Genomic DNA, 13303 nt, shown 5'->3' with positions numbered 1-13303 from the left:
TGCCGTTTCGAGACCGTTCGGATCGGAATTCCCGGCGGGAAACCGGCTCAAACGGTGCTCGAGCGAATCGATGGTTCCGGTTGTGAATAGACACGGTGGAGCGGGGAACCCGAACCGAGTCCGATGTCGGTCCGTCGATCCGTGAGGAGGACCCGTCCGATGTCCAGCCAGAAGGTTTCCGACTATCTGCTCGAACGTCTGCGCGCGTGGGGAGTGAAGCACGTCTTCGCCTACGCCGGGGACGGGATCAACGGCATCCTCGCCGCCTGGGGACGTGCCGACGACGATCCGCAGTTCGTCCAGTCCCGCCACGAGGAGATGAGCGCCTTCGAGGCCGTCGGCTACGCGAAGTTCACCGACCGGGTCGGGGTGTGCATGGCGACGTCCGGGCCCGGCGCGATCCATCTGCTCAACGGCCTGTACGACGCCAAACTCGATCACGTTCCGGTGGTCGCGATCGTCGGGCAGACCAACCGCAGTGCGATGGGCGGGTCCTACCAGCAGGAGGTGGATCTGCTCAGCCTGTACAAGGACGTCGCCTCCGACTACGTGCAGATGGTGACGGTCCCCGAGCAGTTGCCGAACGTCCTCGATCGCGCGTTCCGGGTCGCGCTGACCCGCCGGGCCCCGACCGCCCTGATCATTCCGGCAGACGTGCAGGAACTGGACTACTCCCCGCCCGCCCACGCGTTCAAGATGGTGCCGTCCAGTGTCGGCTTCGACCGTCCCGCGGTGGATCCGGACGCCGATGCCGTGAGCCGGGCCGCCGATGTGCTGAACGCCGGCACGAAGGTCGCGATGCTGGTCGGACAGGGTGCGCGCGGCGCCCACGAGGAGGTCGCCCAGGTCGCCGACCTGCTGGGCGCGGGTGCGGCGAAGGCGTTGCTCGGCAAGGACGTGCTCTCCGACGAACTGCCCTGGGTGACCGGTGCGATCGGTCTGCTGGGCACCCGGCCGAGCTACGAGATGATGCGGGACTGCGACACCCTCCTCACCGTCGGTTCGAGCTTCCCGTACACCCAGTTCCTGCCCGGTTTCGAACAGGCCCGGGCGGTGCAGATCGACATCGACGGCAGCATGATCGGCATGCGCTATCCGTACGAGGTGAACGTCGTCGCGGATGCGAAAAGCGCTCTGCGCGCGTTGATTCCGAACCTGCGGCGCAAGGAGGACCGGACCTGGCGGGAGAAGATCGAATCCGACGTCGCCCGTTGGTGGGAGACGATGGACAAGCAGGCCGAGGTGGACGCCGATCCGATCAACCCGCTGCGCATGTTCGCCGAGGCCTCGACACGGCTGCCGGACGACGCGATCGTCACGGCGGACTCCGGCTCGGCCGCGAATTGGTATGCGCGGCAACTGAAATTCCGGCCCGGAATGCGCGGATCGCTGTCCGGGACCCTCGCGACGATGGGACCGGGCGTGCCCTACGGGATCGGCGCCAAGTTCGCGCATCCGGGCCGCCCGGTGATCGTCTTCGCGGGCGACGGGGCGATGCAGATGAACGGTCTCGCCGAGCTGATCACCGTCAAGCGGTACTGGCAGCAGTGGGACGATCCGCGGCTGATCGTCGCCGTCCTGCACAACAACGACCTCAACCAGGTCACGTGGGAGATGCGGGCGATGGGCGGCGCCCCGAAATTCGTGGAGTCCCAGACGCTTCCGGACGTCGACTACGCGGCCTTCGCAGCCGGTCTCGGTCTCGGTGGCGTCACCGTCACCGCTCCGGACGAACTGGCAGGGGCGTGGGAGACGGCCCTGTCCGCGGATCGCCCGACCCTCCTGGACGTGCACACCGATCCGGATATGCCGCCGATCCCGCCCCACGCGACCTGGGATCAGTTCAAGTCCACGACCGCCGCGGTCCTGCAGGGCGACGAGGACGCGTGGGGATTCGTCACGACCGGCCTGGCGACGAAGGTCCAGGAGTTCCTGCCGCACAAGAACGGATGAGCCGGCGTGCTCGACGCACCGATCGAGGAGATCACCGCCACGGCGTACACCGTGCCCACCGACACGGAGGAGGCGGACGGCACGCTCGCGTGGACGTCGACCACCCTCGTGCTGGTGCGCGTGGCCGCGGGTGGACGGGTCGGCACCGGATGGACCTACGGGCCCGTCGCCTGCGCCGACGTGGTCACCGACATCCTCGCCGGTGAGGTTCTCGGGTGCGATGCGTTCGCGACCGGTCGCGCGTACGAGCGCATGTACCGGTCGGTGCGCAACGCCGGACGCCCCGGGGTGGCGGCCTGCGCGATCTCCGCGGTGGATGTCGCCCTGTGGGACCTCGCGGCGAGACTGCTGGGACTGCCGCTGCACCGGCTGCTCGGCGCGGTGCACGACCGGGTCCCGGTGTACGGCTCCGGCGGGTTCACCACCTACGACGCGGATCGGCTCACCGCACAGCTCGAATACTGGGTGCACGTCCAGGAGATTCCCCGGGTGAAGATCAAGATCGGCCAGGACCGCGGCGCCGCGACCGACCGCGATCTCGCTCGTATCCACTTGTCCCGCAACTCGATCGGTGACGATGCCGAACTGTTCGTCGACGCCAACGGCGCGTACGGGGTCAAGCAGGCGATCCGGGTGGCGTCGACTGCGGCGGACGCGCGGGTGCGATGGTTCGAGGAGCCGGTCTCCTCCGACGACCTAGACGGGCTGCGACGCGTCCGCGAGGCGGTCGACGCCGACGTCACCGCCGGCGAATACGGCTACGACCTGACGTACTTCCGCCGCATGTGCGCAGCCGGCGCGGTCGATTGCCTGCAGGCCGATGTGTCCCGGTGCGGCGGGATCACGGAATGGCGGCGCGTCGCCGCGGTCGCCGCGTCCCACCACCTCGACATCTCCGGGCACTGCGCGCCCCACCTGCACGTGCACGTCGCCGCCGCCACCCCGAACCTGCGGCATCTCGAATGGTTCCACGATCACGTCCGGATCGAGGCGCTCTTCTTCGACGGCGACCTCGACCCCACCGGTGGATTCCTCCGCCCCGATCCGGATGCACCGGGACACGGCCTGTCGCTGCGGGTGGGCGACATCGACCGGTACCGCGTGCACGGCCCCCACCCGAACACCGCCGGAAAGGATTGACCGGCAATGACTTCCGAACTCCACCGGTCCACACTGCCGTTCGCCGCGCTCGAGCAGGACCTGCGGGACCGCGTCGACGGCGAGGTCCGGTTCGACCCCGGTTCGCGCGCCGCGTACTCGACCGACGCCTCGAACTACCGTCAGGTGCCCATCGGTGTGGTGGTGCCCCGGACCCCGGAAGCCGCGGTCGCCGCGGTCGCGGTGTGCCACGAACGCGACGTGCCGGTGCTCTCCCGCGGTGGCGGCACCAGCCTGGCCGGTCAGTGCTGCAACACCGCGGTGGTGCTCGACTGGACCAAGTACTGCCACCGCGTGCTGTCGGTGGACGCCGACGCCGGCACCGTGCAGGTCGAACCCGGCATCGCGCTCGACGTCCTCAACAACAAGCTCGACCCGGACGGCCTGATGTTCGGTCCGAAGCCCTCGACGCACGTGAGTTGCACCATCGGCGGCATGATCGGCAACAACTCGTGCGGTTCGACGGCCCAGGCGTACGGCAAGACCGTCGATTCGGTGCGCCGCCTCGAGGTGCTCACCCACGACGGGTTGCGGATGTGGGTCGGAGCCACCGACGACGACGAGTTCGACCGGATCGTTGCCGCCGGGGGCCGGCGCGCCGAGATCTACCGGGGGCTGCGCCGGTTGCGCGACTCGTACGCCGACGAGATCCGCGCCCGCTACCCACGGATTCCGCGGCGCGTGTCCGGCTACAACCTCGATTCACTGTTGCCGGAGAACGGTTTCCACGTGGCGGGATTGCTCACCGGCTCGGAGAGCACCCTGGTCACGGTGTTGCGCGCCGAACTGGATCTCGTTGCGGTCCCGGCCGCCGAGACGCTCGTCGTCGCCGGATTCGGCGACATCGTCGAGGCCGCGGACGCGGTGCCCCTCGTACTCGAACACGATCCAGCCGCACTCGAGGGCATCGACCACCGGCTCGTCACGCTCGAGCACAGCAAGCGCCTCGCCGAGAAGGCGCTCGCCGAACTGCCGGAGGGATCCGCGTGGCTGCTGGCGCGGTTCACCGGCGACAGCACCGACGAGTCGGACGAGCGGGCCCGCGCGATGATCGCGCACCTGGAACGCGACAGGTCGGCGTCGACGCGCGTGCTCGACGACCCGGCCCTCGAGAAGAAGGTGTGGGCCGCGCGCGAGGCGGGACTCGGCGCCACCGCCTATCCCCCGGACGGGCCGGAGACCCACGAAGGCTGGGAGGACGCGGCGGTCCCCCCGGAGCGTCTCGGCGACTATCTGCGGGACTTCCGGGATCTGCTCGACCGGTACGACTACGGCACCGCCTCGTTGTACGGGCACTTCGGCCACGGGTGCGTGCACACCCGCATCCCCTTCGATCTGCGTACCGCGCCCGGCGTCGCACGCTACCGCCGTTTCGTGGAGGAGGCCGCACACCTGGTCGTCGGATACGGCGGGTCGCTGTCCGGGGAACACGGCGACGGCCAGTCCCGCGGAGAGCTGTTGCCGATCATGTTCGGCGACCGGCTGGTCACGGCGTTCGGGGAGCTCAAGAACCTGTTCGATCCCGGTAACCGGATGAATCCCGGCAAGATCGTCGCGCCCTACCGGCTCGACGAGAACCTGCGCCAGGGTTCCGCGTACCTGCCGCTCGAACCCGCGACCCGGTTCGGGTTCCCGGACGACGACCACCGCTTCTCGCGCGCCGCCGCGCGGTGTGTGGGCGTGGGCAAGTGCCGCGGTCACGAGTCCGGGGTGATGTGCCCGAGCTACCGGGCCACCGGCGAGGAGGAGCACTCCACCCGCGGTCGCGCCCGGCTGCTGTTCGAGATGCTCAACGGCGAGGTCATCACGGACGGATGGCGCTCGGAGGCGGTCCGGGACGCGCTCGATCTGTGCCTGGCCTGCAAGGGCTGCCTCTCGGACTGCCCCGTCAACGTCGACATGGCCACCTACAAGGCCGAGTTCCTGTTCCACCACTACCGCGGCCGGGTGCGTCCCCGCGCGCACTATTCGATGGGCTGGCTGCCGGTGCTGGCCCGGGTCGCCTCGGCGGCCCCCTCCGTGGTCAACGCCGCCGCCCACGCGCGTGGGTTGTCGCCGCTGCTCGCCCGGGCCGGGGGCATCGACCCTCGGCGAACTCTCCCGCGGTTCGCCCGGCAGCGGTTCACGCAGTGGTGGCGACGGCGCGAGCCCCCGCCGCCGCACCGAGTGCACGGGCCGGTGGTGTTGTGGCCGGACACGTTCACCGACAACTTCGAGCCGGACATCGCCCGGGACGCCGTGACGGTGCTCGAAGCCGCAGGATTCGCGGTCGAGGTGCCCGAGGAGTTCGCCTGCTGCGGCCTGACGTGGATCTCGACGGGACAGCTCGCGGTCGCGCAGAAGGTGCTCACCCGTACCCTGCGGCTGCTCGCTCCGGTCCTGCGTTCCGGCACTCCCGTCGTGGTGCTCGAGCCGAGTTGCGCGGCGGTGTTCCGGTCGGATCTGCCCGAGTTGATGCCCGGCAACGAGGACGCCCGGCGGCTGGCGGCGCAGACGTTCACCCTCGGGGAATTGCTGCAGGCGAGGGTGCCGGATTGGCGCCCGCCGCACACACTCGGGATGTCGGCGCTGATTCAGCCGCACTGCCACCAGCACGCGGTGATGGGCTACCGCGACGACGCAACGGTGCTGGACCACGCGGGTGTGGACACCACTGTTCTCGACGCCGGCTGTTGCGGGCTCGCCGGGAACTTCGGATTCGAAGCCGGCCACTACGAGGTGTCGGTCGCGTGCGCCGAGGACAAGTTGCTGCCTGCGATCCGGGCGGCCGATCCGGGGACGACGATCCTGGCGGACGGGTTCAGCTGCCGTACACAGATTCGTGACCTGCTGCCCTCCGTGACCCCGCAGCACGCCGCACAGCTGCTCGCCGCCGCGGTCCGACGGGGCTCGGACACGTGATCGACACCATGGGATCACAACCGCGCAACCGCGTCTCCCACCTGCGCCGAAGGTGATAAGTTACTCAGCGGTAACGTCGGGTAGGCTCTCATGCGTCGGACCTTCCACGGCCGGAACCCACCGCTCGTCGCGGACTGCGACGAGACGAGAGCATCGCTCCATCAGGAGGAATCAGCGTGGCTCCAACCACCTCAACGCAACGCGGCGTCGTGTTCGTCGACGGCATCCGCACCCCCTTCGGCAAGGCCGGGGCGAAGGGCATCTACGCCGAAACCCGCGCCGACGACCTGGTCGTCAAGGCGATCCGCGAGCTTCTGCGCCGCAACCCGCAGCTGCCGCCGGAGCGCGTCGACGAGGTCGCGATCGCGGCCACGACCCAGACCGGTGACCAGGGCCTGACCATCGGCCGCACCTCGGCGATCCTTGCGGGTCTGCCCGAGACCGTTCCCGGTTTCGCGATCGACCGCATGTGTGCCGGCGCGATGACCGCCGTGACCACCACCGCGTCGGGCATCGGCTTCGGCCAGTACGACGTCGTCGTCGCCGGTGGCGTCGAGCACATGGGCCGCCACCCGATGGGTGAGGGCGCGGACCCGAACCCGCGCTTCCTCGCGGACCGCCTGGTCGACCCGTCCGCGCTGGTCATGGGCAACACCGCCGAGAACCTGCACGACCGGTTCCCGTCGATCACCAAGGAGCGCACCGACGCCTACGCCGTCGCGTCGCAGAACAAGTACGACGCCGCGAAGAAGGCCGGCTTCATCGCCGACACCATCACGCCCGTCGCCACCCGATCGGCGAACGGCTGGGGCCTGGCCACCGAGGACGAGCCGCCGCGCCCCGGCACCACCGTCGAGGACCTCGCCCAGCTCAAGACGCCGTTCCGCACCGCGGGCCGGATCACCGCAGGCAACGCCGCCGGTCTCAACGACGGCGCGACCGCGTGCATCCTGGCCGGTGAGGACACCGCCGCCGAACTGGGCCTGCCCGTCGGTATGCGGATGGTCGGCTTCGCGTTCCAGGGTGTCGATCCCGCCGTCATGGGCATCGGCCCGGTCCCCGCGACCGAGAAGGTGCTCGCCCGGACCGGTCTGAAGATCGAGGACATCGGCCTGTTCGAGATCAACGAGGCGTTCGCCGTGCAGGTGCTCGCGTTCCTCGAGCACTTCGGCATCGCCGACGACGACCCGCGCGTCAACCAGTGGGGCGGCGCCATCGCCTGCGGCCACCCGCTCGCCTCCTCAGGTGTGCGCCTGATGACCCAGCTCTCCCGCCAGTTCGCGCAGAACCCGGACGTCCGCTACGGCCTGACCACCATGTGCATCGGCCTCGGCATGGGCGGCACCGTCATCTGGGAGAACCCCAACCACGCCGACTACCGGGCGGGAGAGAAGTAAATGACCGCAATAATCGATGCTTTCGCCGACGAGGTAGTCACCAACGCGTACACGAAGCTGGTGTCCGTTCCCGGTATCGAGGGCAAGGTCGCGCTGATCACCCTCGACAACGGTTTCGATCACACCAAGCCGAACTCGTTCGGCCCGAAGGGTCTGCTCGCGTTCGACGCCGCGCTCGACGAGGCCTTCGCCGCGAACCCCGCCGCGATCGCCGTCACCGGCAAGCCGTTCATCTTCGCCGCGGGTGCGGACCTCAAGGGTGTGCCCGCCGTGACCACCCGGGAGCAGGGCCTCGAACTCGGGCAGCTCGGCCATCGGGTGTTCGGCCGCCTGCGCACCTCCGAGGTCCCGACCTTCGCGTTCGTCAACGGCCTCGCCCTCGGCGGCGGCCTCGAGGTGGGTCTGCACTGCCACTACCGCACCGTCGCCGACAACGTGCCGGCCCTCGGCCTGCCCGAGACCATGCTCGGCCTCGTCCCGGCGTGGGGCGGCACCCAGCTGCTGCCGAACATCGTCGGCCCGGACGCCGCGGTCACGCTGATCCTGGAGAACCCGCTCAACAACGGCCGCACCATCAAGGCGAAGCAGGCCGCCGACCTCGGCTACGCGGACATCGTCCTCGGATCCGCGGACTTCCTCGAGCAGTCCCTCGCCTGGGCCGCGAAGGTCCTGGCCGGCGAGATCACCCCGGCCCGCCCGGAGATCGGCCGCGGCGCCGGCTGGGATGCCGCGATCGCCCGCGCCAAGGCGCTCGTCGACGGCAAGACCCGCGGCTTCGCCCCGGCTCCGGCAAAGGCGATCGAGCTGCTCGAGACCGCCCGCGGCACCGACATCTCCGACGCGGCGTCCCTCGCGGCCGGTTTCGCCGCCGAGGACGAAGCGCTGGCGGACCTGCTGCTCTCCGACGAACTGCGTGCCGGCCTGTACGCGTTCGACCTGGTCAACAAGCGCGCCAAGCGCCCGGCCGGAGCCCCGGACAAGTCGCTGGCCCGCAAGATCACCGGCGTCGGCATCGTCGGCGCGGGCCTGATGGCCAGCCAGCTCGCGCTGCTGTTCGTCAAGCAGCTCCAGGTCCCGGTGATCCTCACCGACATCGACCAGGAGCGCATCGACAAGGGTGTCGGCTACGTCCACACCGAGATCGACAAGCTGCTGGGCAAGGGCCGGCTGTCCCCGGACGCCGCCAACCGCCTCAAGGCACTGGTGACCGGTTCGCTCGACAAGGCCGCGTTCGCGAAGACCGACTTCGTCATCGAAGCCGTCTTCGAGAACATGGATGTCAAGAAGAACGTGTTCGCCGAGCTCGAGCAGCACATCTCCCCCGAGACGATCCTGGCGACCAACACCTCGTCGCTGTCGATCACGGAGATGGCGTCGGATCTGCAGCACCCGGAGCGGGTCGTGGGCTTCCACTTCTTCAACCCGGTCGCGGTCCTGCCGCTGCTCGAGGTCATCAAGGGCGACAAGACCGACGACGCGACCCTCGCGACGGCGTTCGCGACCGCGAAGGCCCTGAAGAAGTCGGCGGTGCTGTGCGGCGACAAGCCGGGCTTCGTGTTCAACCGCCTGGTCACCCGCACGCTCGGCGAGGTCATCGCCGCCGTCGACGAGGGCACCCCGTTCGACGTCGCGGACAATGCGGTGGCCGAGCTCGGCATGCCGATGAGCCCGTTCACGCTGCTCGCGCTCGTCGGCCCGGCGATCGCCCTGCACACGGGTGAGACGCTGCAGGCGGCGTACCCGGATCGGTTCAAGCCGTCGGCCGGCCTGTCGGCCCTCGTCGAGGCCCGCAAGCCCGGCGTGTGGACCTACGGCGAGAACGGCCAGGTCGTCGATCCCGAGGTCGCCGCGCTGTGGCCGCAGGGTGACAAGCCCTCCACCGCCGACGAGGTGCTCGACCGCACCCGCCGCGCGTTCGCCGAGGAGATCCGCATCATGCTCGAGGAGGGCGTGGTCGCGGCTCCCCAGGACATCGACCTGTGCCTGATCCTCGGTGGCGGTTTCGCGTTCTGGAACGGTGGCATCACCCCGTACCTGGACCGCACCGGAACCTCGGAAGCGGTGAACGGCAAGCGATTCCTCGAGCCGGGAGTCGCCAGCGTCCCCCGCTGACCTCCGCCCTCGACGAACCGGCACCCGACGACGGCGCATCACCGCACGGTGATGCGCCGTCGTTGCACAAACGGCCGTGCGAGCAGGCACTTCCGGCGTAGCGTTGATTCGGATTGGACAGCGCGGCAGCGACGCCCGACGAAAGTAGGTGCCCCATGACGCAACCCTCCGGTGGGCACGCAGCCAAGGTCATCGCCGTGACGGTCGCCGCGGCCGTCGGCGGATTCCTGTTCGGCTTCGACAGTTCGGTCATCAACGGGGCGGTCGACTCGATCCAGGAGAACTTCGGTCTCGGCGACTTCTTCACCGGTTTCGCCGTCGCCATCGCCCTGCTCGGTTGCGCCGTCGGCGCCTGGTTCGCCGGGGAACTCGCCGACCGATGGGGCCGCAAGAAGGTGATGCTGCTCGGCTCCGCACTGTTCGTGATCTCGTCGGTCGGCTCCGGGTACGCGTTCAGTGTTCCGGATCTGATGCTATGGCGTGTGATCGGCGGCCTCGGCATCGGCATCGCGTCGGTGATCGCACCGACCTACATCTCCGAGATCGCACCGGCCCGCTATCGCGGCGCGCTCGCCTCGCTGCAGCAGCTCGCCATCACCATCGGCATCTTCGCGGCCCTGCTGTCGGATGCGGTGTTGCAGAACGCCGCCGGCGGCCCGTCGAACGATCTGTGGTGGGGCCTCGAGGCGTGGCGCTGGATGTTCCTCGTCGGCGTGGTTCCCGCTCTCGTGTACGGCATTCTGGCGCTGATGATTCCGGAGTCACCGCGCTTTCTCGTCGGCAAGAACCTGGACCAGGAGGCCGCGGACATCCTCGCGAACATCACCGGCGAGCTCCGGCCGAACGAACGCGTGCACGAGATCCGGCTGACGCTCCGGCGCGAATCGACGCGCTCGTTCGGGGACATCCGCGGTCCGCGGTTCGGCCTGCAGCCGCTGGTGTGGATCGGCATCATCATGGCGATCTTCCAGCAGTTCGTCGGCATCAACGCGATCTTCTACTACTCGACCACACTGTGGAAGTCGGTGGGGTTCAGCGAGAACCAATCCTTCACCACCTCGGTGATCACGTCGGTGATCAACGTGGCGATGACATTCGTGGCGATCCTGTTCGTGGACCGAATCGGACGACGGATCCTGCTCATGATCGGCTCGATCGGGATGTTCGTGAGCCTGGTGCTCGCGGCCGTCGCCTTCTCGCAGGCGATCGGCGAAGGCGAGAACGTCGAGCTGCCCAGCCCGTGGGGTCCGGTCGCGCTCGTGGGCGCCAACATGTTCGTGGTGTTCTTCGCCGCGACATGGGGCCCGATCATGTGGGTGATGCTCGGCGAGATGTTCCCCAACCGGATGCGCGCCGTCGCTCTGGGTTTGAGCACGGCCGCGAACTGGCTGGCGAATTTCACTGTCACCCTGGCGTTCCCGCCTCTGACGGGCACGGTCGGGTTGTGGTTCCTCTACAGCCTGTTCGCGTTCTTCGCGCTGCTGTCGTTCTTCTTCGTGAAGGCGAAGATCCCGGAGACGAAGGGCATGGAACTCGAGGAGATGCACACCTGACGCAGCACTGCGCGACGGGTCGGCAGCCCCCCGCGCTCGTGCGTGGTTCCGGTAGCGCCCGCTACCGAAAACACGCACGAGCGGTGGCGTATTCGGAGGCGGCGGAGCAGTGGGTCAGCCGACGCCGCGGTTGCGTTCCTCGACCGATTCCGCCGCGTCGGCGGAGTCGAGTCCCGCGACCCATCCGGTGATGCGACGGGCCACGTCCTGCGCGGTCAACCCGAGTTCCTGGTGGATCTGACCGCGCGAGGCGTGCTCGAGGAACCGTTGCGGCACACCCAGTTCGCGGGTGGGCACGTCGACGTCGGCGTCGCTGAGCGCAGCCGCGACCGCGGATCCGACACCTCCGTGCACGCCGCTGTCCTCCACGGTCACCACGACCCGGAAATTGCGGGCGAGTTCGGTCACCGCGGCCGGGACCGGCAGCACCCACCGCGGGTCGACGACTGCTGCGGTGATGCCCTGCTGCGCGAGGCGTTCGGCGGTCTCGAGTGCCAGACCGGCGAACGCGCCGACGGCAACGAGCAGCACGTCGCCGCTGCGCCCGTCCGGCATCCGCAGCACGTCGACCGTTCCGTCGAGACGTTCGAGCGCCGGAATGTCCTCGCCCACCGCTCCCTTCGGGAACCGCAGAGCGGTCGGGCCGTCGTCGACCGCGAGCGCCTCGCCGAGTTCCTCGCGCAGGGTCGCGCCGTCACGCGGTGCGGCCACGCGGATGCCGGGCACGATTCCCAGCAGCGAGAAGTCCCACATGCCGTTGTGGCTGGCGCCGTCGGAGCCGGTGATACCCGCCCGGTCGAGCACGAGGGTGACCGGCAGCTTGTGCAGGGCCACGTCCATGAGCAACTGATCGAACGCGCGGTTGAGGAACGTCGAGTACACCGCGACCACCGGGTGTAGGCCGCCCAGCGCCAGGCCCGCCGCGGAGGTGACCGCATGCTGCTCGGCGATTCCGACGTCGAACATCCGGTCCGGGAACCGTTCACCGAACTTGGCGAGCCCGGTCGGCCCGGCCATAGCGGCGGTGATCGCCACGATGTCGTCCCGATCCTGTGCCTGCGCGATGAGTTCGTCGGAGAACACCGACGTCCAGTCCGGCACCGACGCCGACGACGTGGACCGGCCGGTGCGGGGATCCATGACGCCGGTCGCGTGCATCTGGTCGGCCAGATGGTTCTCGGCCGGAGCGTAGCCGGCGCCCTTCCGGGTGACCGCGTGCACGAGGACCGGTCCGCCGTACGCCTTGGCGCGGCGCAGGGCCCCCTCGAGGGCGGGTTCGTCGTGCCCGTCGACGGGACCGAGGTACTTGATGCCCAGATCCGTGAACATCACCTGCGGGCTGATCGCATCCTTGATGCCGGCCTTCATCCCGTGCAGCACCGAGTAGGCGGCCGGACCGACCCACGGCAGCTTCTTCACGAAGCGCCGGCCGTTGTCGAGAAGTTTCTCGTAGCCCGGCTGCATCCGCAGCGCCGCCAGGTGGTCGGCGAGACCACCGATGGTCGGCGCATAGGAGCGTCCGTTGTCGTTGACGACGATGACCACCGACCGATCCTTACCGGCGGCGATGTTGTTGAGCGCTTCCCAGCACATGCCACCGGTGAGGGCGCCGTCGCCGACGACCGCGACGACGGTCCGGTCGCGCTGCCCGGTGAGTGCGTACGCCTTGGCGAGACCGTCCGCATAGGACAGGGCCGCCGACGCGTGCGAGGACTCGATCCAGTCGTGTTCGCTCTCGGCGCGGCAGGGGTAGCCCGACAGGCCACCCTTCTGGCGCAGCGTGTCGAATCCGTCGGCGCGACCGGTGAGGATCTTGTGGACGTAGGCCTGGTGGCCGGTGTCGAACAGGATCGGGTCGTGCGGCGAATCGAAGGTGCGGTGCAGGGCGAGGGTCAGTTCGACGACACCGAGGTTCGGGCCGAGGTGACCACCGGTCGCGGAAACCTTCTCGACGAGGAACCGTCGGATCTCACCGGCGAGCTCCTTGACCTCGGCAGGCGTGAGCCGCCGCACGTCGTCGGGCGACTGGATGCGGGAAAGGACACCCAACTGGTTTTGCTCCCTCCGGCTCGACTCACGCGGTGGCGCGCGAGCAGTTCCACTCAGTCTACGGAGCACCGGAAGCACTTCCGCCCACACACCGGCCTCACGGCGGGTCTCACATGAGGTTATGACCTCACCGGCGGGACCATCGTGAGGTTCCTCACAGAAAGGCCCACGGATCGTTCA

At 69.1% G+C, this 13303-nt stretch carries 7 protein-coding genes; 6 read left to right on the top strand and 1 reads right to left on the bottom strand.

Going from position 1 to position 13303, the window contains the following annotated elements:
• Positions 1-159 precede the first annotated feature (159 nt).
• The 6 genes from M1M07_RS18520 to M1M07_RS18495 all read left to right on the top strand — a co-directional run bounded on the left by M1M07_RS18520 (position 160) and on the right by M1M07_RS18495 (position 11074).
• A complete protein-coding gene (locus tag M1M07_RS18520; RefSeq protein ID WP_248675134.1) occupies positions 160-1953 on the top strand; it encodes a thiamine pyrophosphate-requiring protein in 1794 nt (597 codons plus the stop codon).
• Between the two features lie 6 nt (positions 1954-1959).
• Positions 1960-3093 carry an enolase C-terminal domain-like protein gene (locus tag M1M07_RS18515; protein ID WP_248675133.1) on the top strand — a complete coding sequence of 378 codons (1134 nt, stop codon included), beginning with the start codon at positions 1960-1962 and terminating at the stop codon, positions 3091-3093.
• Positions 3094-3099: 6 nt separating this feature from the next.
• Positions 3100-6012 (top strand): FAD-binding and (Fe-S)-binding domain-containing protein, encoded by a 2913-nt coding sequence (locus tag M1M07_RS18510; RefSeq protein ID WP_248675132.1) that lies wholly within the window; start codon positions 3100-3102, stop codon positions 6010-6012.
• Positions 6013-6188: 176 nt separating this feature from the next.
• Complete coding sequence (locus tag M1M07_RS18505; RefSeq protein ID WP_197252536.1) at positions 6189-7409, top strand: thiolase family protein; 1221 nt, start codon at positions 6189-6191, stop codon at positions 7407-7409.
• Positions 7410-9521, top strand: a complete 2112-nt coding sequence (locus M1M07_RS18500) for a 3-hydroxyacyl-CoA dehydrogenase NAD-binding domain-containing protein (protein ID WP_248675131.1) — start codon at positions 7410-7412, stop codon at positions 9519-9521.
• A gap of 113 nt (positions 9522-9634) precedes the next feature.
• Positions 9635-11074, top strand: a complete 1440-nt coding sequence (locus tag M1M07_RS18495; RefSeq protein ID WP_269437615.1) for a sugar porter family MFS transporter — start codon at positions 9635-9637, stop codon at positions 11072-11074.
• Positions 11075-11188: 114 nt separating this feature from the next.
• Here M1M07_RS18495 and dxs read toward each other — a convergent pair whose 3' ends face one another.
• Positions 11189-13123, bottom strand: coding sequence for a 1-deoxy-D-xylulose-5-phosphate synthase (dxs, locus tag M1M07_RS18490; protein WP_248675130.1), 1935 nt, complete (start codon positions 13121-13123; stop codon positions 11189-11191).
• Positions 13124-13303: the final 180 nt, after the last annotated feature.

This window comes from Rhodococcus sp. HM1 (assembly GCF_023218075.1).
Lineage (GTDB): Bacteria > Actinomycetota > Actinomycetes > Mycobacteriales > Mycobacteriaceae > Rhodococcus.
This window is presented reverse-complemented; position numbering and strand designations above follow the sequence as displayed.